Origin of the sequence: Planomonospora alba (assembly GCF_039534085.1) — a bacterium.
GTDB lineage: Bacteria > Actinomycetota > Actinomycetes > Streptosporangiales > Streptosporangiaceae > Planomonospora_B > Planomonospora_B alba.
On the sequence record NZ_BAAAUT010000013.1, the window covers coordinates 69,916 to 89,680 of the forward strand.

A 19,765-nucleotide genomic window follows, 5' to 3' on the forward strand; every position below is an offset into this window, starting at 1 on the left:
CCCGCGGCGGGGTCAGCGGCCGCCCTTCGGGCGGGCGGCGACCGGCTCGTAGGACTCCCGCAGCTCCTCGGCCAGGTGCTGGAGCTCCGAGCGGATGTAGTCGCGCGTGGCGACCTCGCCGAGTGCGATGCGCAGGGCCGCGATCTCCCGCGTGAGGTACTCGATGTCGGCCTGGTTGCGCTCGGCGGCCCGGCGGTCCTGCTCGCCCTGGATCCGGTCCCGGTCGTCCTGCCGGTTCTGCGCGAGCAGGATCAGCGGAGCGGCGTAGGACGCCTGCAGCGAGAGCATGAGCGTCAGGAAGATGAACGGGTAGGGGTCGAAGCGCAGCCCCTCGGGGGCGAAGATGTTCCACGAGATCCAGACCGCGACGAACACCGTCATGTAGACGATGAAGCGCGCGGTGCCGAGGAAACGGGCGATCCGTTCCGAGAGCCGCCCGAACGCCTCGGGGTCGTAGTGCGGGCGCAGGCGCAGGCCCGGCTCCCTGGGCTGGTCGAGCCGTTCGGTCACGTGTTCCCTCCGCTGTCCTCGTCTTCCCGCCAGTCGCCGGGGAGCAGGTGGTCGAGCACGTCGTCGACGGTGACCGCGCCCACCAGCCGGCCCGCGTCGTCCACCACGGGCACCGCCACCAGGTCGTAGGTGGCCAGGTAGGAGGTCACCTGTTTCAGGGTGAAGTCGGGTCTGATCGGGTCGAGCGAGTCGTCCATGACCGTGCCGAGCAGGGTGGACGGGGGCTCGCGCAGCAGCCGCTGGAAGTGGACCAGGCCGAGGAAGCGGCCGGTCGGCGTCTCGACGGGCGGGCGGGTCACGTAGACCTGCGTGGCCACGGCCGGGATGTGGTCGCGCTGGCGGATGTGGGCCAGCCCTTCGGCGACGGTGGCGGTCGGGGGGAGGATCACCGGCTCGGAGGTCATGATGCCGCCGGCGGTGTTCTCCGGATAGACCAGCAGCCGGCGGACCGGCGCCGCCTCCTCCGGCTCCATCAGCGCCATCAGCGCCTCGGCCTGCTCGGGGGCGAGGTCCTGGAGCAGGTCGGCCGCGTCGTCGGGGTTCATCTCCTCCAGCACGTCGGCGGCCCGCTCCGGGTCCAGGCGGCTGAGGATGCCGATCTGGTCGCGCTCGGGCAGCTCCTCCAGCACGTCGGCCAGCCGTACGTCGTCGAGGGCGGAGGCGACCTCGATGCGCCGCTTGTCGGACAGGGTGTGCAGGGCGCTGGCCAGGTCGGCCGCGCGCATGGTCTCGAAGGCGGCCAGCAGGCCGGCCGCGCCCTGGTCCTTCTGCACCGCGCTGAAGCCCCGCACGTCCTGCCAGTCCACGATCCGGCTGGCGCCCCGGCGCCGCAGGCCCAGGGCGGGGGCGGGCTTGGCCAGGGCGACCTTGGTGACCAGCCACTCGGAGGTGCGGGTCTTCTCCATGGCGAGGTCCAGCACCGTCATGCGCTCGCCGCCGGCCTCGACGGCCAGGTCGAGCATCTCGCCGATGACGAGGGTCTCCGAGGCCCGCTGCTCGAACCTGCGCATGTTGAGCCGGCCGCTGAAGACCAGCGCGCCCGCCTCGATGTCGAGCACCCGGGTGATCGGCAGGAAGACCCGGCGGCGGGGCTGCACCTCCACCACGAGGCCGTGCACGTGAGGCGGGCGGGAGCCGGCGACGGTCACCACCACGTCCCGGACCCGGCCGATCTGGTCCCCGGCCGGGTCGAAGACGGGCGTGCCCGCGAGCCGGGCGATGAAGATCCTCACATTCGAAGCGTAGGCCGTATCCCGGGGCGGGAGGCCGAGGCACGCTCACATGCCGGACATTCCTTGCCCTTATCCCCTGCCCGTGACAGCATCAAAACTCCAAAACGGTAGTTACATGGGTGGTGTCGCATGAGGCGTGCCGGTCTGCTGATCGCGTTCGCGTCGTCCTGGTGTTTCGCCTTCTCCGGGCCGATGGCCAAGTACCTCGCCGCCGGAGGGCTGAGCCCGCTGGAGTCCGTCTGGGTCCGGATGGCCGGAGCGGGGCTGCTGCTCGTCGGCGTCCTGGCGGCCGTGCGGCCCCGGGCGCTGCGCATCCCGCGCTCCCGGCTGCTGTTCTTCGGCGCCTACGCGGTGGTCGCGGTCGCGGGCGTGCAGGCGCTGTACTTCGCGGCGATCACCCGGCTCCCGGTGGGGGTCACCCTGCTGATCGAGTTCACCGCACCGGTGCTCGTCGTGCTCTGGGTCCGCTTCGTCCGCCGCCTGCGGCTGCCGCGCGAGGCGTTCGTCGGGGCCGTGGTCGCGGTGGCCGGGCTCGGCGTCGTGGTGGAGGTCTGGTCGGGCCTGAGCCTCGACCCGGTCGGCCTGCTGATGGCCTTCGGCGCGGCGGCCTGCTGCGCCGGATACTTCCTGCTCAGCGACGGCTTCGGCGACGACGTCGACCCGCTGGGCCTCATCGCCTGGGGGTTGCTCGGGGCCGCGGCGGTGCTGGTGCCGCTCTCCCGCCCGTGGGACATCCCCTGGGGGGCGTTCACCCGGGCCGTGGAACCGCAGGGCGCCCCGGTCCTGCCGGTGGCGGTGGCGGCGCTGTGGATGATCGTGGTCGCCACCGTCGTCGCCTACATCCTCGGCGTCACCGCGGTGCGCCGCCTGTCGGCCGCGGTCGGCTCCACGGTCGCCTCGCTGGAGGTGATCGCCGGGGCCGTGATCGCCTGGGTCCTGCTCGGCGAGTCCCTGGGCGTCTTCCAGATCGTCGGCGGCCTCATCGTCCTGGTCGGCGCCTATCTCGCGCAGCGGGCCACGGCCGCGCTGCCCGCGCCCGCGGGCGGGCTCACGGAGCCGGCCGTCGCGGTGTGAGCCGCACCACCCGGGACCCGGCCGCCCAGCGGGCGGTCAGGCCCGCGGCGTCGGCGGCGTTGAGGCGCTCCTTGGCGAGCGCGGCCACCGCCTCGGCCTCCCGCGCCTGGTCCACCACCTCGACGTCGGCGTCGAAGGAGACCAGGCGCCCGCCGTTGTCCTTGCTGCGCAGGGTCACCCCGACGCGCCCGGCGCCGGTGAGCCCGGGCAGCTCCTGCTCGCCGCCGCCGGTGACCACGTAGATGGCGCCGTCGTGCCAGACGTGCCAGGCGAGCCGGGGCCGGTCCAGCTCCAGCCAGAGCACGCCCGACTTCTTCGCGCCCTCCTCGATCACGCTCATGGGAAGAATGTACGGCCTGCGCCCCGCGGAGACCGCGGTGCGCAGGCCGTACGGGACCGGGGAGGGTCAGCGGCGGGCGAGCCGCCAGGCCGCCGGGAGCAGCCCGGCGGCAAAAGCGATCTTGACCGCGTCGCCGACCAGGAAGGGGACCACGCCCGCGGCGAGCGCCTCGCCCAGGCCCAGGCCCAGGGTCGCCATCAGGACCGGCAGGCCGAAGGCGTAGATCGTCAGGTTGCCGAGGACCATCGTGCCGACCGTGCGCGCGGCGGTGCGGTCGCCGCCGCGCTCGGCGAGCCTGCCGACGATCGCCGCGGCGGCGACGAAGCCGACGACGTAGCCGAAGGTGGGGCCGCCGAAGCCGGAGGCGCCCTCGGCGAACCACGGCACGCCCGCGACGCCCGCGAGCAGGTAGAGCGCCATGCTGAGCACCGCGCGGTTCATGCCGAGCGCGGCGCCGACCAGGACGACGGCCAGGGTCTGGCCGGTGACCGGGACCGGCCACATCGGGACGGTGAGCTGCGCGGCCAGGCCGGTCAGGGCGGCGCCGCCGACGACGAGCGCGGCGTCGCGCACCCGCGCGCCGGGGATGAGGTCGGACAGTACGGCGGGCCGGGCCGCCGGGGAAGCATGTGCCATCGTTCGTCTCCCTTTACCGAGGCGTGGTCCCCATTATTCGGACATCCGGTGCGTGAACCGCACAAGAGGTGCGCCAAGAAACAGGGGTGGGAGTTTGTGCGGCCACGACAGCGGGACCTGTCCGCCGGATCCGGCCGCGCGCCCGCTACGGTGGGGCCATGCGCTCCCGACGCTCGTGCCTCGCGGTCCCCGGAAGCAGCCCCCGGTTCCTGGAGAAGGCCCAGGGCCTGCCCGCCGACGAGGTCTTCCTCGACCTGGAGGACTCCGTCGCGCCGCTGGCGAAGGAGGAGGCGCGCAAGAACGTCGTGGCCGCGCTGCGCGAGGGCGACTGGTCGGGCCGGACCCGCGTGGTCCGGGTCAACGACCTGTCCACGCAGTGGACCTACCGCGACGTCATCGAGGTCGTCGAGGGCGCCGGGGAGTCCCTCGACTGCCTGATGCTGCCCAAGGTCGAGGACGCCGGCCAGGTGTCCTGGCTGGACACCCTGCTGACCCAGATCGAGAGGGCCAACGGGCTCCCGGTCGGCCGGATCGGCCTCGAGGCGCAGATCGAGAGCGCCAGGGGCCTGGTCAACGTCGACGCGATCGCCGCCGCCTCGCCCCGGCTGGAGACGCTGGTCTTCGGCCCCGCCGACTTCATGGCCTCGATCAACATGCGGACCCTGGTGGTCGGCGAGCAGCCGCCGGGCTACACCGAGGGCGACGCCTACCACTACATCCTGATGCGCATCCTGATGGCCGCCCGCGCGCACGACCTGCAGGCGATCGACGGCCCCTACCTCGCCATCAAGGACCTGGACGGCTACCGCCGGGTGGCCGCGCGCTCGGCGGCCCTGGGCTTCGACGGCAAGTGGGTGCTCCACCCGACCCAGATCGAGGCGGCCAACGAGGTCTTCTCGCCCTCCCAGGAGGACTACGACCGCGCCGAGCTCATCCTCGACGCGTACGAGTACTACACGACGGTCGAGCGGCGCGGCGCGGTCATGCTGGGCGACGAGATGATCGACGAGGCGTCCCGGAAGATGGCGCTGGTGGTGGCGGCCAAGGGCCGCGCGGCCGGGCTGTCCCGCACCTCCGCCTTCACCCCGCCCTCCGTCTGACGCGGCGGGCGGTACGGCGGGCCGGGCCCGCAGCCGCAGGGCCTACAGGCGCACCCCGATCGTGGTGAAGAACCACACCGACGAGGTCAGCCAGAGCCCGGTCAGCGCGGTGAAGGCCAACCCGCCCAGCAGGGGGAGGCTCCAGCCGGGCAGCCCCGGGCGGGGCAGGGCCAGCATCTTCGCGGTGAACACGCCGTAGAAGAAGCAACCCAGCAGCGAGTGGGCCAGCACGCGGGGCGTGTCGAACCAGGCGCCGAGCGCGTACAGGCAGTGGAAGGCCACCGGGACCGTCAGCAGGAACGCCGCCCGGCCCGACCAGCGGTGCACGGCGGCGATCCGCGGGCCGGTCCACGGCGCGTCCGGTCTGATCCGGCCCCACATCGCCAGCGCGGACAGGACCTGCACGCCGGCGAGGACGAAGGCGCCGGTGGTCAGCCAGGACTTCATGGCCAGCGGGCCGGAGAACCCGGCGGGGCCGACCGCGTAGCCCGTGGGGGTGTGGACGCGCCCGTACACGCCCAGCGTGACGGCGAGCAGGGCGCCCGCCGCGAGCGGGACGAGCAGCGGCGCGAGACCGCGCCGGGACGGGAGCGCGGCGGCCGTGACCCCGGCCCCGTCCGCCCGGACGGGGCCGGGGCCGCGGTCGCCGCGGGGGCCGTCGGCGGGGTGGTAGGTGCGGTGGCCGGCGCGGTCACCGTGGGTGCCGTGGGTGCCGCTCATCAGAACTCTCCAATGAACTCGTCGACGTCCTCGGGGCCGACCTGCTCGCCGCGGACCGTCGCGTTCTCCCCGGGCTCGGGGACGGCGACGTCGACCGGCTCGCCGTCGACGAGGGTGAGCCCGACGCGGCTGCCGTCGGGCAGGTAGATCCATCCGGCCCGGACGGTCGCGCCACGCACGACCGCGGTGGCCCGGTAGAGGCCGGAGGGCTTCTTGACGGCCGGTGCGGTGAAGCGCCACTCACGGGAGCCGAGCTCCAGCGTCCCGGTGGCCTTTCCGCCGTCGAGCCTGGCGGTGACGGAGGCGCCGCCGGGCCCGGTCAAGGCCACGGTGCCGCCGGTCACCCGGCCTTTCAGCCAGGCCTCGGACCTGCCGTCGCAGAAGTAGCCGACGGCCCTGCCGCCGCGGACGGAGACGGCGATGAGCCCGCCGTCGCCGCGGACCCGGCCCGCGTAGTCGGCTCTGGCCGGGACGGGGACGGCGGTCCCGGTGGTCTCGGCCGTCCGGGCGGCCCCGGGGGTTCCCGTGGCCTTCGAGATCTCCGCGGGGGCGGGCGCGGCCTGCGAGGTGGCCAGGGCCACCTCGGAGGGCCCTCCCGGGGCGTCCGGAGCCGCGGACGGGGCGGTGCTGAGCACGCCGAGCACGGCGGCCGTCGCCGCTCCGGCCGCCAGTGTGAGGACGGGCCCCAGCCGGTTCATGTCTGCTGCTCCCTGGGTCGGGGTTTCTGCCTGCCCTCCATGGAAGACCCCGCCGCCCGAGCCGTCTGTGGAGTAATCCGCACACGGGCCGGGAATCCGCACGGACCCGGGCGGGCTCGGCCGCTCCCGGCGAGTGGCTGAAATCGGATATGCCATTTATGGCAGTGACAAATCCGGCGCTCAGTCGATAAATCTCGCTAGAGAGGTATCGCCAGGACGGCTCCGTCGTGCTGCTGTGGATGGGGCGCGGCAGAGGGCCGTCCGGGGCGGTGACGAGGTGATCGTTTCAGTGGGGCTGGGTAAGAGTAGGGTCGCGTGCGATCTGCCGTTTCCGTAGGGAATTGCGGCCAGGCGCTGGAGATGAATGGAACGGTCCGGAATCCCTGGATCCGGACGCGGAGGCTTCCTGCGAGGAGGTGCTGAGCGTGGCCTCGGGCCCCCACGATCCGCGCTCGGGAGAACGGCCGCCGGACGACGGCGGCGCGGCCGGCGGTACGGCGCGCGCCGGGAGCGCGGGGCGGTCCCCCGGGCGTCCCGGGTCCCACGCATCCGCCGAGTCCTCCGGACCCCCGTCCCCGCCGACGATCCAGCACTTCCCGCCCGGCCCCTCCGACGACCGGCTCCGCGGCCTGCCGCTCTCCTCCCCGTGGATCGCGCCGCCTTTCGCGGCCCCGCTCCCCGCGGGCCGGGAGGAGCCGGAGCCGCCTGCCGGGCCGCCCGCAGGGTCCGCCGCCGGGCCTGCTCCCGGCCGGTCCCCGGGTACGGCGGGCGGACGGCGCCGTCCCTACGCCCAGCCCTACGCCGCGGCCCCCGTGCCCGCGGGGGAGACCCCCGGCCCCGGCCCCGCTTCCGGCCCCGATCAGGGTGCCGCCCCCGGTCCGGGCGCCGCCCCCGCCCCCGTGCCCGATCCGGAGCCGGAACCGCCCCGCCGCAGGCCGGTCCGGCCGGACCTCCTGGTGGCGTCCGGGCCTCCCCGCCGGGTCCCCGGCTCCCCGGACCGTCCCGCGCGGACCGGTCCCACGGGGCGCGAGCCGTCACCGGAGCCGGAACGGCCGGATCCCGTCCGGCACGGGCCGGATCCGGCGGGACCGGACCTCCTGCGGCACGAGCGGGAGGCCGAGCCGGTGCCGCCCCGCCCCGCCGAGCACGAGCCGCCACCGGAGCCGGAACGGCCGGACGCCGTGGGGCATGAGCCGGACGCCGTGGGGCATGAGGCCGACGCCGTCCGGCACGGACCGGACCCCGGCGGAGGGGACGGCGGCGCCGAGGAGTTCGAGCCGGTGCGGCGGGTCGGGCGCCCGCCCGGCGGCAGGCCGGTCCGGCCGGACCTCCTGGTGGCGCAGGGACCGCCCCGCAGGCACGGCCCCGGCGGGGGGCGCCACCGCCCCTCGGCCGCGCCCTCGGCCGTGCGCCGCTCCACCCCGCGCCGGGGCAGGGGCGCGCGCGCCCTGGTGGTCCCCATGGTCCTCGTCCTCGTCCTGACGGCCGCGGTCGGCGGAGGCCTGGCGCTGTGGCACTGGGTCGCCGGCAACCCGTTCGGCCCGGGGCTGCGCCTGGCCGGCGGCGAGTTCCGCCCGGCGGACGGGACCTTCGTCTCCCCGGTCGCCGGCGGCGGCGACGGCTCCAGCCAGGTGCTCAACGCCGTCGCCGCGGCGGGCTCCACCGTGGTGGCGGTCGGCAGCGACACCACCCGGCCCGTCCCCCGGCCGCTGTTCCTGGTCTCCCCGGACGGCGGCACGACCTGGCGGCTGGGGAAGGTGACCGGCTTCGCCGGCCAGGAGGACGGGCCGGCCACGGTCGGCCTGGTCGTCGGCGGCGACGGCCGGTGGCTGGCCGCGGGAAGCGAGCCGCTCGGCGCCGCGGGCCGTACCGTGGCCCTGTGGACCAGCGTCGACGGCCACCGCTGGAACACGCTGGACGGCGAGGCGCTGACCGCGTTCGCGAACGGGGACAGGATCGCCGATCTGGCCCGGACCTCCTCGGGCTTCGTCGCGGTCGGCAGCACCCTCCTCGCCGACGGCTCCCCGGCCGCGGCGGCCTGGACCTCGCCCGACGGGCGGAGCTGGACCCGGATCGACACCGATGACATCGGCGCCCCCGACCGGGTCCGCGGCGTCAAGGCGGTCGCCGCCCGGGGCGACGCCGTGGTGGCGCTGGCCGACCCGGCCCGGGGCGGCTCCGGCTCGGTCGTGCTGCGCTCCGGCGACGGCGGGAGATCCTGGTCGCGCTCAGGCGTGGCGCTGGACGACGTCCTCCCGCAGCCGGGCGCGCTCGCCACGGTCCGGAACGGGTTCGTCCTGGTCCCGATCCTGCAGCGCAACGCCGAGGGCGAGGTGCCCGTGCACTGCTCGGCGGACGGCGGCCGGTGGGAGCGCTGCGGCGCCATCACCGGGCTGGGCCCGCAGGGTGCGGGCGTCCGGCGCCTGACCTCCACCTCCGAGGGGGTGGCCGCGGTCACCGAGTCGGGGCTCGAACGCTACGTCGTCCACCGCAGCGTGGACGGCCGCAGATGGACCGAGGCGGCGGACCTCGGCCGGGTGCCCGGGGCGCTGCGGGCCCTCGCCCTCTCCGGCACGGGCACGCTCGTCGTCGGCGGCGACGAGCGCGCCGCCGACGTGGACAACCGGCTCGTCCTCATCACGGCGGCCGAGGGGGCCGAGGCGAGGGCGGTCCCCCTGGCCGAGATCGAGGGCCTGGTCCGGGTCGCCCGCGAGACGGCCCGGGTGGCCGCGGGGGAGGGCGGTTTCGTCGCCGTCGGCGCGGTCCGGGGCGACGCCGGGATCTGGACCAGCCCGGACGGCGAGCAGTGGCGGACCGGCGAACCGGCGGAGATCCTCGGCGGCGCGCACCGGCAGGTGCTCGGCGACGTGGCGTACGGCAGGCGGGGCTGGCTCGCGGTGGGCGGCACGATGAGCGGTGCCTCCTCGACCGAGCCGCTGCTGGCCACCTCCGCCGACGGCGGGACCTGGCGCCGGGTGCCGGTGGAGGGGGCGCTCAAGCCCGGGGACGGCCGCGACTTCCTCGCCCCGCACGCGGTCGCGGCCGGGCCGTCCGGGTACGTCCTGGCCGGGGAGGAGCGCGGCAGCGCCACCTCCGCCCCGGTCCTGTGGTTCTCCGCCGACCTCAAGCGTTACACCCGGGCGGAGAAGCTGCCCGCGGGCGGCGCCGGGGTCCGCCTGCACGACGTCTCGCCCACCTCGTCCGGCTACATGGCCGTCGGCGGCTCCGGCACGGCGGAGCACGAGACCGGCGTGGTCTGGGTCTCGGCCGACGGGGTCACCTGGCTGGCGCGGGGGCCCCTGCTGCCCGAGGGGGCGACCTCGGCGGGCCTGCGGCACGTGGTCACGTACGGCGGGCAGGCCGTCGTCATCGGCACCGCGCAGACCCCGCAGGGCCGCCGGGCGTTCGGCGCCGTCTCCCGCGACAACGGCTCGACGTGGGAGACGTCCTGGCTCCCCGCGGACGGGGCGGCCGCCGTGTACGACCTGGCGGCGGCCCCGGACGGTGTGGTGGCGGTGGGCCGGCAGGGCGAGCCCGGCGGGGAGGACAGCGCCGTGTGGACCTCCGAGGACGGGCGGTCCTGGCAGCGGTACACCCCCACCCAGGGGCGGATGGCCGGGACCGGCGTGCAGTGGCTCGGCGCCGTCGCGGTGGCGGGCGACCGCGTGGTGGCCCTGGGCCGGTCGACCACCTACGACACCGACCACCTCACCCTGTGGCGCTCGACCCTGACGGCGGACCGATGACGCCCCAGCCGGTGAGCGCCTCCAGCAGGCCGGAGGTGAGCGGCAGGCGCGGCAGCTCCTCGGGGGCGAACCAGCGGGCGTCGGCGGCGTCGTCGCCCGCGGCGAGCACGCCGCCGGTGACCTCGGCCAGATAGTCGCGGATCTCGTAGACGCCGCCCCCCGGGGCCGGGCGGTCCACCGTACCGGCCAGGGGGCCGACGGAGACCGCCAGGCCGGTCTCCTCCATCACCTCGCGGGCGACCGCCTCGGCGTCGGACTCCCCGGGCTCGACCCGGCCGCCGGGCAGGGACCACAGGCCCTCGCCGGGCGGGCGGCCGCGGCGGACGAGGAGCAACCGACGGGAGCGGTCGAAGACGATCGCTCCCACACAATTTACGCGCACCTGAACAAGATTACGGCTGGATAACGGACTGCGCTCTTGACTGACCCGTCACCGGAAGAGCACCGTGGGTAGGCGTGAGAGCATCGCCCATCTGTCCACGCTGTTTCGGCCCGCTTCATCCGCCGAGTGTCTGGTCGAGCGCCTGGCGATGCGGCCTGCACGGTGACGTGCTGCCCCTGCAGCCGCCGTTGCACCCGTCGCAGGCGGCCGTGGAGGCCGTCGCCCGGGACGCCCACGTCCCGGTCTGGATGCCGTGGCCGCTCCCGGCGGGCTGGCTGGTCACCGGGTTCGCCACGGCGGGCGACGAGCGCAGCGGCACCAGGGCCACCGTCGTCGCGCTGGCCGGTCCCTCGGTGACGCAGGGCCCCGCGGACATGCTGATCATCGCGGAGGAGCCCGGAGTGGGGCTCGGCGCGGGGTTCGGCGGGTTGCCCGGGCCGGACCCGGGGGAGGGGTTCGGTGAGGGCCCGCCGCACGCGAAGATCGACGTGAACGGCCATCCCGCCGCCCTGTGGTGCGCGGGCGGCGCCCCGGACCGGGCGGTCTACGCGGGCGAGGCGATGGGCAACTGGCTGTGGAGCATCGTCTGGCCCGCCGACGCCGGTTGCCTGGTCGCCCTCTTCGAGCTCTCCCTGCGCGACCTGCGCGACGACGGCCAGGTCTTCGACCTGCCCTTCGGGGCCTTCTCGCCCCGGCTGAGCGGCCCCGGCACCTGAGCGCGGGCGCTTGATCCCGGGCACCTGAGCGCGGGCGCCCGGGCGGGTACGGCCGGTCCCGGCCGGGGCGCGGTCCCGGCCTGCGCGTCCTCCGGCCTGCGCGGCCGCCCGTCCCCGGCCTGCGCGGCCGCCCGTCCCCGGCCTGCGCGGCCGCCCGTCCCCGGCCTGCGCGGCCACCCGGCGGCCCCGTGCGGGCCGGGCGCTCCTAGCATGGATACGCTCCCCCTCCGACCAGGCCCGGGGGAGACGTGTTCGACATCCAGTTCTTCGTCGAGGCGTTCGTCACGATGTTCGTCATCATGGACCCGCCCGGCACCATCCCGCTCTTCCTCGCCTACACCGGCGGCCGCAGCCCGGCCGAGCGCAGGAGGATCGCCTGGCAGGCGCCCATCGTCGCGTTCTGCCTGATCGTCGTCTTCGCGGTCTTCGGGCAGGCGATCCTCGGCTACCTGCACGTCGAGGTCCCGGCCATGCAGATCGCCGGCGGCCTGCTCCTGCTGCTGGTCGCCCTCCAGCTGCTCACCGGTGAGACCGGGCCGGCGCCCACCACGATGAAGTCCAACGTGAACGTGGCGCTCGTCCCGCTCGGCACGCCCCTGCTCGCCGGCCCCGGCGCGATCGTCGCCACCATCGTCTTCTCCCAGCAGGCGGAGGCCAAGAGCGGCGGCATCCTGGCGCTGGCCCTGGCCATCGGGGCGGTGCACATCCTGCTGTGGGTGTTCATGCGGTTCGCGGTGGGCATCGTCCGGGTCATCAAGGAGAACGGCATCGAGCTCGTCGGCCGCATCGCCGGACTGCTGCTCGCGGCGCTGGCCGTACAGCTCATCATCACCGCCGTGCGCGCGCTCGTCGGAGCGGGCTGACGCGCACGGCGCAGCGGGTTCGGCCGAGCCGCCGGTGCGCAGTAAAGTTCGTAACCGTGACAGCGCGTATCGAGCGAGTGGTGACCGAGGGTGTCGTCGACGTCGACGGCACCGAGCACAAGGTCGAGAACAACACCTGGATCGTGGGTGACGATGAGGAGGTCATCGTCATCGACGCCGCACGTGACGCGGACAGGATCCTGGAGCAGGTCGGCGAGCGCGAGATCCTCGCCGTCATCTGCACCCACGGCCTGCCCGACCACGTCGGTGCGGCCATCGAGGTGGCCGCGCGCGACGAGGCGGTGATCGCCATGCATCCCAAGGACAAGCCGCTGTGGCGCCGGACCTGGCCGGACACCTGGCCGGACATCGACCTGGAGGACGAGGGCGTGTTCGCCGTCGCCGACGTGGAGCTGGAGGTCGTGACGACCCCGGGCACCACGCTGGGCGGCATCTCGCTCTACTGCGAGGCCCTCGGCGCGGTCTTCACCGGCAACACGCTCCTGGCCGACGGTCCCGGCAAGATCGGTGGCGAGTACCCCGCGCTGGCCGATCAGCTCGCCGCGATCGGCGGACGGCTGTTCACCCTGAAGTCCGGCACCCGCGTGCTGCCCGCGCACGGCGAGGAGTCGACCATCGGCGAGCTGGAGCCGCAGTTCGACGCCTGGCTGTCCGGCTCGCTGACCGGCGGTGGCGGCGCCGCGCAGGACGAGGGCCCGCTGACCGACGGGACGCGCGCGGCCGGCATCCGGCTGAACATCGACGGCGACTAGCCTCCCCATGGACCAGCTCCCGCTGGAGGGCATGCCGCGCCGGCTCTACTCCTGCACGCCGTCGCGGCTGAACACCTGGCTGGAGTGCCCGCGGCGCTACCGGTTCGCCTACCTCGACCGGCCGGCGCCGCAGCGGGGACCGCGCTGGGCGCACACCAGCGTGGGCGTGAGCGTGCACAACGCGCTGGCGGCCTGGTGGCGGGAGCCGCCGGAGCGGCGGACCCCTCAGACGGCGGAGGCCCTGCTCGCCGGCGGATGGATCACGGACGGGTTCCGGGACGCCGAGCAGTCGGCGGCCTGGCTCGACCGGGCACGGGCGATGGTCGCCGGCTACGTCGCCACCCTGGACCCGGACGACGAGCCCGTCGGCGTGGAGCGGACCGTGGCCGTCCGCACCCCCGTCCTGGCGCTGTCCGGGCGGGTCGACCGGCTCGACCGGCGGGGCGGGGAGCTGGTCGTGGTCGACTACAAGACCGGCCGCCGCCCGCCGTCGGAGGAGGACGCCCGCTCCTCGCTGGCGCTGGCCGTCTACGCCGTCGCCTCCGGGCGGATGATGCACAGCCCCTGCCGCCGGGTCGAACTCCACCACCTGCCGACCGGTTCGGTCGCGGGCTGGGAGCACACCGAGGAGTCCCTGGAACGGCACCTGCGCCGGGCGGAGGAGATCGGAGCGGAGGCCGCGCGGGCCGACGAGCGCCACGAGGCGTGGGCGGGCCCGGCCGGACGGGGTTCCAGGTCGAGGGGGCGGAGCGCGGACGGCGCGCCGCCGGAGGTCCCCGCGGAGATCGACGCGCTCTTCCCGCCGCGGACCGGCCCGCTCTGCTCGTGGTGCGACTTCCGCCGCCACTGCCCCGACGGCCGGGCGGCCGCCCCCGGGAAGCTCCCCTGGGAGGGTCTGGCCGACGACTGAGGGGCACGGGACCGGGCCGCCGGTCCCTCTCAGGCGGCCTCCACGGCCCCCGCCGGCCAGCGGCGCGGGTCGGTCAGCCCCTTGAGCCCCCGGCTCACGTCGTAGCCCGCGGCGGCCAGCCGCGCCCGGCAGGCCGCCAGCATCTCGCGGGTCCGCGGGGTGAAGGCCCGGTCGTGGACGGGCTCGGGGAGCGCGTTCACGCCCAGCCGGAACGCCTTCAGCGCCGCGGTCACCGCGGCGGGCGGCACCTCGGGCAGCACGCCGTACATCCGTCTGGCCCAGTCGGGCAGCGAGTAGTAGCACAGCGCGCCGAACGGGAAGTAGGCGGGTTTGCCGGGGTTGAGCATGCGCAGCTCGGCGGGCAGGCGCGGCCAGAGCAGGAAGCGCACGGTCTCGGCGGCCTCGGGGGTGACCCTCAGCCGGGGACGCATCCCGGCGAAGTAGTCGTCCATCTCCGCCAGCGAGCCGGGCACGTCCTCGGCGTGCAGGCCCACGTAGGTCGCGCTCCGGCGCTGCTCGGCGAGGTAGCGGTCGGCCTGGCGGCCGGTGAGCCCGAGACCCGCCCGCCGCGCCACGGCCAGGTAGGACGAGACCTCGGCGCAGTGCACCCAGAGCAGCAGCTCGGGATCGTCCACCCGGTGGATCCGCCCGGTGTCGGGGTCGTCGATGCGCAGGCTCCGGTGGATGCCCCGGACCCGGCGCCCGATCGCGTCGGCCTCCTCGGGGCTGCCGAAGGTGACCCGGCCCACGAAGTCGGCGGTACGGCGGAGCCGCCCGAACGGGTCCTGGCGGAAGGTGGAGTTCTGCCAGACGCCGCGCATGGCGAGGGGGTGCAGGGCCTGGAGCATGAGGCCGCGGACGCCGCCGACCCACATGGACCGGTCGATGTGCACGAGCCAGGTCGACGTGTGCGGGGGCTGGACGACGAGGTCTCCGATGCTCTCCATGGTAAGCAGATGATTACACAGCATTGGATGGATCGTCCAACAAGGGTTCCCGGCGGGGACGAGGGCGGCGTCCGCCCCGGCGCCGCGGACGCCCTCCCAGGAGCGCGGGGATGCCGGAGCCGGCCGCCGCCCCGGTGGTGCGTACCCGGAACCGGGGCCTCAGCTGAGCAGCCGGGCCTCGGCGGAGTTCCAGAAGCCGGTCAGCGCGGCCGCCGTGGTCTCCGGTGCCTCCACGGCGGGCGAGTGGGCCGCCCCGGGCACGACCACGCACTCGGCGTCCAGCCGGCGGGCCATCTCGGCCTGCATCTCCGGCGGCCAGCCGTCGTCGTGCTCGCCGTACAGGACCAGCGTGTCCACGCCCACCTGGGCCAGGTCGTCGCACCGGTCGGGGGCGGAGAGCACCTGCCGGGTCATGACGTCCATGCCCACCGGCGAGTTGGAGAACAACCTCTTGCGCAGGAACGCGACGATCTCGTCGGGCACCCCCGCGGCCAGGGCCTCCGGCTCCATCCGCTGGTGCCACAGGTGCTCCATGCCGTGCTCGGGCAGCTCGGTGAGCATGGCGCGGCCGAACCGGGCGCGCGGGCCCACGATCGCGGCCGGGCCCGAGCTCATCAGCGTGTAGGAGGCGAACTTGGTGCGGCCGTCGATGACCGCCTCCCGGGTGACCAGCCCGCCGAAGGAGTGGCCGACCAGGTGGAGGGGCTCGTCTCCGGCGACCGTCTGCGCCAGGACGTCGATGTCGTTGCCGAGCGCCGCGCAGGTGTAGGCGGCCGGGTCGTCCGGGCCGCCCGTCTCGTACTGGCCGCGCATGTCGACCGCGATGACCCGGCGGCCCGCCTGGGCGAGCGTCTGGAGGACGGCGATGAAGTCCTCCTTGCTGCCGGTGAGGCCGGGGACCAGCAGGGCGGGCCAGCGCTCGGGCACACCGCTGACGGGCAGCGCCTCCAGCGCGGCGAACGTGCCCACCGCCGTGTCGATCGAGACCGAGCGGACACCGGGAGGCAGGGTCAGAAAACGCGGCGTACTCACGTGAGACCACGATACCTCTCCGGCCGGGATGTCCGGCCGCGTTGCGGCGGGCGGGAGGGGGAGCGACGCACGGGACGCTCCCCCTCCGCACCGCCGGCTAGTTGCCCCGGCGTCCCCGCTGCTGGCCCCGGGGGGCGGGGCGGCGGCGGTTCTGGACGCGCTCGGAGGCGGCCGAGGGGGCCACCTCGTCGTCGTCCGTCGCCAGGTCCGGCGACTGGAAGATCACCGTGAACGGGTTCGGCGGAATGATCTTCTCGGGCTGGGGGCGGAGCTGCGGCGGGGCGGCCGCGGACTCGTCGTCCCAGCGGAGGTCACCGGCCTCCTCGCCCGCCGCCGGCCGGTCGGGACCGGTCTCCGGGGTGCGCCCTGCGCGGGCACGGCCGCGCCGGGGGGCGGGCCCGTCATGGGATGCCATATCTGCCTCCACCTCGGGGAGTTCGACGGCAGGGCTCCGCAGCTCCTCGGCCTCGGCCGGGGCCGGAGGCTCCTGGACGGCGCGCGAGCGGGTGCGGCGGCTCCTCGGCTCCTCGGCGGGGAGCGCGGGAGCCTCGGCCACCGGCGTCCCGGTCACCGGCGTCTCGGCCACCGGCGTCCCGGCCGCCGTCTCGGCGCCCGTCCCGGAGACCTCGCCGCTGCTCCGGCCACCGCGGGTGCGGCGGCGCTCGCGGGTGCGGGCGGGGCGCTCCCTGCGCTCCTCCCGCTCCTCGTCACGGTCCTTGCGCCCGCGGGAGCGGACGCGGCCGGTCTCCCCGAGGTCCTCGACCTCCTCGGCGGCCAGACCGGCCCGGGAGCGGTTGGCGCGCGGCAGCACGCCCTTGGTGCCCTCGGGGATGCCCAGGGCGCTGTAGATGTGCGGAGAGGTCGAGTAGGTCTCGGCCGGCTCGGCGAAGTCGAGCGAGAGCGCGTTGTTGATGACCTTCCAGCGGGTGAGGTCCTCCCACTCCACGAAGGTCACCGCCACGCCGGTACGGCCGGCGCGGCCGGTGCGGCCGATCCGGTGCACGTACGACTTCTCGTCCTGCGGGCAGTCGTAGTTGACGACGTGGGTCACGTCCTCGACGTCGATGCCGCGCGCCGCGACGTCGGTCGCGACCAGCACGTCGATCTTGCCGTTGCGGAAGGCCCGCAGCGCCTGCTCGCGCTGGCCCTGCCCCAGGTCGCCGTGGACGGCCGCCGCGGCGAAGCCGCGGTCCTTGAGGTCCTCCACGACCCGGTCGCAGGCCCGCTTGGTCTCGCAGAAGACCATCGTGAGCCCCCGGCCCTCGCACTGCAGGAGGCGCGCCAGGATCTCGATCTTGTCCATCCGGTGCGTGCGCCAGACGAACTGCGTGGTCTGCGGGGTGGCCTCGGCCTCGGCGTCGTTGCTCTCGGCCCGCACATGGGTGGGGCGGTTGAGGTAACGCCGGGACAGGGCCACGATCTCGCCCGGCAGCGTGGCGGAGAACAGCATCGTCTGGCGCTCGGCCGGGACGAGCTTGATGATCCGCTCGATGTCGGGGAGGAAGCCCAGGTCGAGCATCCGGTCGGCCTCGTCCAGGACCAGGACGGCGATCTGGGAGAGGTCCAGGTGCTTCTGCTTGACCAGGTCGAGCAGGCGGCCCGGGGTGCCGACGATGACGTCGACGCCCTGCTTGAGGGCCTCGATCTGGGGTTCGTAGGCGCGCCCGCCGTACACGGTGAGGATCCGGGAGCCGAGCTTGCCCGCGGCCGTCACCAGGTCCTCGGTGACCTGGATGGCCAGCTCGCGGGTGGGCACGACGATCAGCCCGCGGGGCTTCTTCCGGTTCTTCCTGGGCTTGCCGACCCGCTGCAGCATCGCCACGCCGAAGGCGTAGGTCTTGCCGGTGCCGGTGCGCGCCTGGCCGATGATGTCCTGGCCGGCGAGGGCCAGGGGGAGCGCCATCTCCTGGATGGGGAACGGCGTGGTGATGCCCTCGGTGGCGAGGGCATCAGCGATCTCTGGTGTGACTCCGAGGTCTCGGAACGTCGTCAGCTTGGCCTGCCTAAATCTCCGTTGAAGGCAGTCCTGCCGGGACCGCGGGCCGAAAAGCTCCCCGTGCCGGGTCCTCGCGGAAGGGCCAGCCCTCTCGTGTCATCAGCGACCGCTGCGGCGTCACGCCGGATTTCAGGGGGGCGTTCAGGATGGGCCTCCTGAATTAACACAGTGCGGTCGCACTTTCACAGGGAAGTGTACCCGATACCACAACCCGGAACCGATTTCCCGGTATTCCGCGTGAACGACGTGCCGCTCCGGGCGCCGCCGAGCCGGTTCACCGGCGGCCCCGGGTGCTCGTAGGCTGCCGCCATGAGTGATTCCCGCCCCGGCGTCGCCGACCTGCTCGGCGTCCTCGCCTACGCCGAGCTGACCGCCTTCCTCCGTCTCGCCGAGGACGCCGCGCGCCACGCGCCGACGCTCACCGACCGGGCCGAGCTCGGCGACCTCGCGGCGGCCGAGTACGCCCACTTCCGCCTGCTCCGCGACCGGCTCGTCTCGATCGGGGCCGACCCGGAGGAGGCGATGGCCCCCTTCACCGAGGCGCTGGACGGCTGGCACGAGCGGACCGCGCCGAACGACTGGATGGAGGCCCTGGTGAAGGCGTACGTCGGCACGGGGATCGCGCTCGACTTCTACCGGGAGGCGGCGGCCCGCGTGGACGAGGAGACGCAGGCGCTGGTCGAGGAGGTGCTGGCCGACGAGGAGCGCTGCCGGTTCGCGGCGGAGCGGGTCGGCGCGGCCCTGGAGAAGGACCCGGTGCTGAACGGGCGCCTGGCGCTGTGGGCCAGGCGGATGGTCGGCGAGGCGCTGAGCCAGGGCCGGCGGGTGGCCGAGGCCCGGCCGGAGCTCGCCGCCCTGCTGGTGAGCTCGGACGGGGAGGACGTCACCCGGATGTTCACCCGGCTGACCGAGGCCCACGGCAGGCGGATGGCGGCCCTGGGGCTGACGCCGGGGCCGTGACCCGGGGCCGGCCCCGGGTCACGTGCCGGGCGCCGGGTCAGAGCGTGCCGCCGAAGCCGACGGGCCGGGCCTCCTCCTCGCCGATCTCGACGAAGCCGAGGGAGGCCATGGGCACCAGGACCCGGCGCCCCTTGACATCGGTGATGGAGAAGACGCCCCGGTCGGCGGCGAGGGCCTTGCCGAGTTCTTCCTCGACCTGCTCGGCCGAGAGGTCGGTCTCCACCACGAGCTCGCGGTGCACGGACCGCACGCCGATCTTGATTTCCATCGTTCTCCCTTCGAGGGCTCCTGTTTCATCGTGCCCCTCGGGGAGTGCGCCGCCCCGGTTGATCGCGTCAAGCGAACAGGGCCGGGCCCGCGGACGGCTCGGGCCGCGCCGCGCGGCGCCGCCGGACCGCCGGTCGGCTCGTGCGCGGGAAGCGGGAAGGCCGCCGGTCGGCTCGTGCGCGGGAAGCGGGAAGGCCGCCGGTCGGCTCGTGCGCGGGAAGCGGGAAGGCCGCCGGTCAGCTCGTGCGCGGGAAGCCGGAGATGCCGCGCCAGGCCAGCCGGGCCATGAGCTGGGTGGCGGCGTCCTTCGGGATGGACCCCCCGCTGCTGAGCCAGTAGCGGGCGCTGACCTCGGCCATGCCGACCAGGCCGACGCCCAGCAGGTGGGCCTCGTCGCTGGAGCACCCGGTGTCCTCCTGGATGACCTGGCTGATCATCTCGGCGCTCTCGCGGAGGTTGCGCTCGATGCGCTGGCGGACCGGGGCCACGTTGCGCAGATCGGACTCGAAGACGAGGCGGAACGCCTCGCCCTGCTCGGAGACGAAGTCGAAGAACGCGCCGATCGCCGCCTGGACGCGCTGCTTGTTGTCGGTGGTGGAGGCGAGCGCGTCCCGGCAGCGGGTGATCATGTCGTCCACGTGCAGGTCGAGCAGCGCCAGGTAGAGCTCCTGCTTGCCGGGGAAGTGCTGGTAGAGCACCGGCTTGCTGACACCGGCCCGCTCGGCGATCTCGTCCATCGCGGCCGCGTGGTAGCCGTTCTCCACGAAGACTTCCTGCGCCGCGCTGAGCAGTTGCCGGCGGCGGGCCATCCGGGGCAGCCGGGTGCCCCGGGGCTTGGCGTCCGGGGTAGTGGTCACGGCGGT

At 74.8% G+C, this 19,765-nt stretch carries 20 protein-coding genes; 8 read left to right on the forward strand and 12 right to left on the reverse strand.

Annotated elements, in window-relative coordinates; all coding sequences use genetic code 11:
• Positions 1-12: 12 nt before the first annotated feature.
• Both ABD823_RS10110 and ABD823_RS10115 read right to left on the reverse strand, forming a co-directional pair.
• Entirely contained in the window at positions 13-510 is a 498-nt protein-coding gene (locus ABD823_RS10110; protein WP_344858161.1) for a DUF1003 domain-containing protein, read from the reverse strand.
• Positions 507-1,742: a magnesium transporter MgtE N-terminal domain-containing protein gene (locus ABD823_RS10115; protein WP_344858162.1), complete on the reverse strand. Its 1,236-nt coding sequence runs from the start codon at positions 1,740-1,742 to the stop codon at positions 507-509. Before ABD823_RS10115 ends, ABD823_RS10110 begins: the two co-directional genes overlap by 4 nt.
• 129 nt (positions 1,743-1,871) lie before the next feature.
• On the opposite strand from ABD823_RS10115, the gene ABD823_RS10120 reads away from it, so the two are divergent.
• Complete coding sequence (locus ABD823_RS10120; RefSeq protein ID WP_344858164.1) at positions 1,872-2,816, forward strand: EamA family transporter; 945 nt, start codon at positions 1,872-1,874, stop codon at positions 2,814-2,816.
• On the opposite strand, the gene ABD823_RS10125 is transcribed toward ABD823_RS10120, so the two are convergent.
• Both ABD823_RS10125 and ABD823_RS10130 read right to left on the reverse strand, forming a co-directional pair.
• Positions 2,791-3,156 carry a hypothetical protein gene (locus ABD823_RS10125; protein WP_344858166.1) on the reverse strand — a complete coding sequence of 122 codons (366 nt, stop codon included), beginning with the start codon at positions 3,154-3,156 and terminating at the stop codon, positions 2,791-2,793. The genes ABD823_RS10120 and ABD823_RS10125 overlap by 26 nt on opposite strands.
• A gap of 66 nt (positions 3,157-3,222) precedes the next feature.
• Positions 3,223-3,792, reverse strand: coding sequence for a biotin transporter BioY (locus ABD823_RS10130; protein ID WP_344858168.1), 570 nt, complete (start codon positions 3,790-3,792; stop codon positions 3,223-3,225).
• A 158-nt stretch (positions 3,793-3,950) separates the two neighbouring features.
• Between ABD823_RS10130 and ABD823_RS10135 the strand changes: the two genes are divergently transcribed.
• Complete coding sequence (locus ABD823_RS10135) at positions 3,951-4,892, forward strand: HpcH/HpaI aldolase/citrate lyase family protein (RefSeq protein WP_344858170.1); 942 nt, start codon at positions 3,951-3,953, stop codon at positions 4,890-4,892.
• Between the two features lie 42 nt (positions 4,893-4,934).
• Here the strand turns inward: ABD823_RS10135 and ABD823_RS10140 are convergent, their stop codons facing one another.
• The gene (locus ABD823_RS10140) at positions 4,935-5,612 is read right to left on the reverse strand and encodes a DUF6529 family protein (RefSeq protein WP_344858171.1); all 678 of its coding nucleotides are present in this window, start codon (positions 5,610-5,612) and stop codon (positions 4,935-4,937) included.
• The gene (locus ABD823_RS10145) at positions 5,612-6,310 is read right to left on the reverse strand and encodes a hypothetical protein (RefSeq protein ID WP_344858173.1); all 699 of its coding nucleotides are present in this window, start codon (positions 6,308-6,310) and stop codon (positions 5,612-5,614) included. Before ABD823_RS10145 ends, ABD823_RS10140 begins: the two co-directional genes overlap by 1 nt.
• Before the next feature lie 1,202 nt (positions 6,311-7,512).
• Here ABD823_RS10145 and ABD823_RS10150 point away from each other — a divergent pair.
• Positions 7,513-10,056, forward strand: a complete 2,544-nt coding sequence (locus ABD823_RS10150) for a hypothetical protein (protein ID WP_344858175.1) — start codon at positions 7,513-7,515, stop codon at positions 10,054-10,056.
• On the opposite strand, the gene ABD823_RS10155 is transcribed toward ABD823_RS10150, so the two are convergent.
• On the reverse strand, positions 10,019-10,423 hold the full coding sequence (locus tag ABD823_RS10155) for an NUDIX domain-containing protein (protein ID WP_344858177.1): 405 nt from the start codon (positions 10,421-10,423) through the stop codon (positions 10,019-10,021). The genes ABD823_RS10150 and ABD823_RS10155 overlap by 38 nt on opposite strands.
• An 89-nt stretch (positions 10,424-10,512) precedes the next feature.
• Between ABD823_RS10155 and ABD823_RS10160 the strand changes: the two genes are divergently transcribed.
• The 4 genes from ABD823_RS10160 (at position 10,513) to ABD823_RS10175 (ending at position 13,700) form a co-directional block, all read left to right on the forward strand.
• Positions 10,513-11,154, forward strand: a complete 642-nt coding sequence (locus tag ABD823_RS10160) for a DUF6758 family protein (protein WP_344858179.1) — start codon at positions 10,513-10,515, stop codon at positions 11,152-11,154.
• A gap of 248 nt (positions 11,155-11,402) precedes the next feature.
• Positions 11,403-12,017, forward strand: coding sequence for a MarC family protein (locus tag ABD823_RS10165; RefSeq protein ID WP_344858180.1), 615 nt, complete (start codon positions 11,403-11,405; stop codon positions 12,015-12,017).
• 56 nt (positions 12,018-12,073) lie between these two features.
• Positions 12,074-12,790 carry an MBL fold metallo-hydrolase gene (locus ABD823_RS10170; protein WP_344858182.1) on the forward strand — a complete coding sequence of 239 codons (717 nt, stop codon included), beginning with the start codon at positions 12,074-12,076 and terminating at the stop codon, positions 12,788-12,790.
• Positions 12,791-12,797: 7 nt separating this feature from the next.
• Positions 12,798-13,700, forward strand: a complete 903-nt coding sequence (locus ABD823_RS10175) for a RecB family exonuclease (protein WP_344858184.1) — start codon at positions 12,798-12,800, stop codon at positions 13,698-13,700.
• A gap of 29 nt (positions 13,701-13,729) precedes the next feature.
• Here the strand turns inward: ABD823_RS10175 and ABD823_RS10180 are convergent, their stop codons facing one another.
• The 3 genes from ABD823_RS10180 to ABD823_RS10190 all read right to left on the reverse strand — a co-directional run bounded on the left by ABD823_RS10180 (position 13,730) and on the right by ABD823_RS10190 (position 17,582).
• A complete protein-coding gene (locus tag ABD823_RS10180; RefSeq protein ID WP_344858185.1) occupies positions 13,730-14,647 on the reverse strand; it encodes an oxygenase MpaB family protein in 918 nt (305 codons plus the stop codon).
• Between the two features lie 159 nt (positions 14,648-14,806).
• Positions 14,807-15,679: an alpha/beta fold hydrolase gene (locus ABD823_RS10185; protein ID WP_344858187.1), complete on the reverse strand. Its 873-nt coding sequence runs from the start codon at positions 15,677-15,679 to the stop codon at positions 14,807-14,809.
• A 97-nt stretch (positions 15,680-15,776) separates the two neighbouring features.
• Positions 15,777-17,582 carry a DEAD/DEAH box helicase gene (locus ABD823_RS10190; protein WP_425566586.1) on the reverse strand — a complete coding sequence of 602 codons (1,806 nt, stop codon included), beginning with the start codon at positions 17,580-17,582 and terminating at the stop codon, positions 15,777-15,779.
• Positions 17,583-17,984: 402 nt separating this feature from the next.
• Here ABD823_RS10190 and ABD823_RS10195 point away from each other — a divergent pair, with 402 nt between their 5' ends.
• On the forward strand, positions 17,985-18,635 hold the full coding sequence (locus tag ABD823_RS10195; RefSeq protein ID WP_344858189.1) for a ferritin-like fold-containing protein: 651 nt from the start codon (positions 17,985-17,987) through the stop codon (positions 18,633-18,635).
• A 37-nt stretch (positions 18,636-18,672) separates the two neighbouring features.
• Here the strand turns inward: ABD823_RS10195 and ABD823_RS10200 are convergent, their stop codons facing one another.
• Positions 18,673-18,903 (reverse strand): DUF3107 domain-containing protein, encoded by a 231-nt coding sequence (locus tag ABD823_RS10200; RefSeq protein WP_344858191.1) that lies wholly within the window; start codon positions 18,901-18,903, stop codon positions 18,673-18,675.
• A 235-nt stretch (positions 18,904-19,138) separates the two neighbouring features.
• Positions 19,139-19,759 (reverse strand): TetR/AcrR family transcriptional regulator, encoded by a 621-nt coding sequence (locus ABD823_RS10205; RefSeq protein ID WP_344858193.1) that lies wholly within the window; start codon positions 19,757-19,759, stop codon positions 19,139-19,141.
• Positions 19,760-19,765 lie beyond the last annotated feature (6 nt).

Bases quoted from the DNA above. Each gene is read 5' to 3' on its own strand.
- ABD823_RS10120 (WP_344858164.1), top strand. From the start codon at position 1,872: ATGAGGCGTGCCGGTCTGCTGATCGCGTTCGCGTCGTCCTGGTGTTTC.
- ABD823_RS10125 (WP_344858166.1), bottom strand. From the start codon at position 3,156: ATGAGCGTGATCGAGGAGGGCGCGAAGAAGTCGGGCGTGCTCTGGCTG.
- ABD823_RS10130 (WP_344858168.1), bottom strand. From the start codon at position 3,792: ATGGCACATGCTTCCCCGGCGGCCCGGCCCGCCGTACTGTCCGACCTC.
- ABD823_RS10135 (WP_344858170.1), top strand. From the start codon at position 3,951: ATGCGCTCCCGACGCTCGTGCCTCGCGGTCCCCGGAAGCAGCCCCCGG.
- ABD823_RS10140 (WP_344858171.1), bottom strand. From the start codon at position 5,612: ATGAGCGGCACCCACGGCACCCACGGTGACCGCGCCGGCCACCGCACC.
- ABD823_RS10145 (WP_344858173.1), bottom strand. From the start codon at position 6,310: ATGAACCGGCTGGGGCCCGTCCTCACACTGGCGGCCGGAGCGGCGACG.
- ABD823_RS10175 (WP_344858184.1), top strand. From the start codon at position 12,798: ATGGACCAGCTCCCGCTGGAGGGCATGCCGCGCCGGCTCTACTCCTGC.
- ABD823_RS10180 (WP_344858185.1), bottom strand. From the start codon at position 14,647: ATGGAGAGCATCGGAGACCTCGTCGTCCAGCCCCCGCACACGTCGACC.
- ABD823_RS10190 (WP_425566586.1), bottom strand. From the start codon at position 17,582: ATGGCGCTCCCCCTGGCCCTCGCCGGCCAGGACATCATCGGCCAGGCG.
- ABD823_RS10195 (WP_344858189.1), top strand. From the start codon at position 17,985: ATGAGTGATTCCCGCCCCGGCGTCGCCGACCTGCTCGGCGTCCTCGCC.
- ABD823_RS10200 (WP_344858191.1), bottom strand. From the start codon at position 18,903: ATGGAAATCAAGATCGGCGTGCGGTCCGTGCACCGCGAGCTCGTGGTG.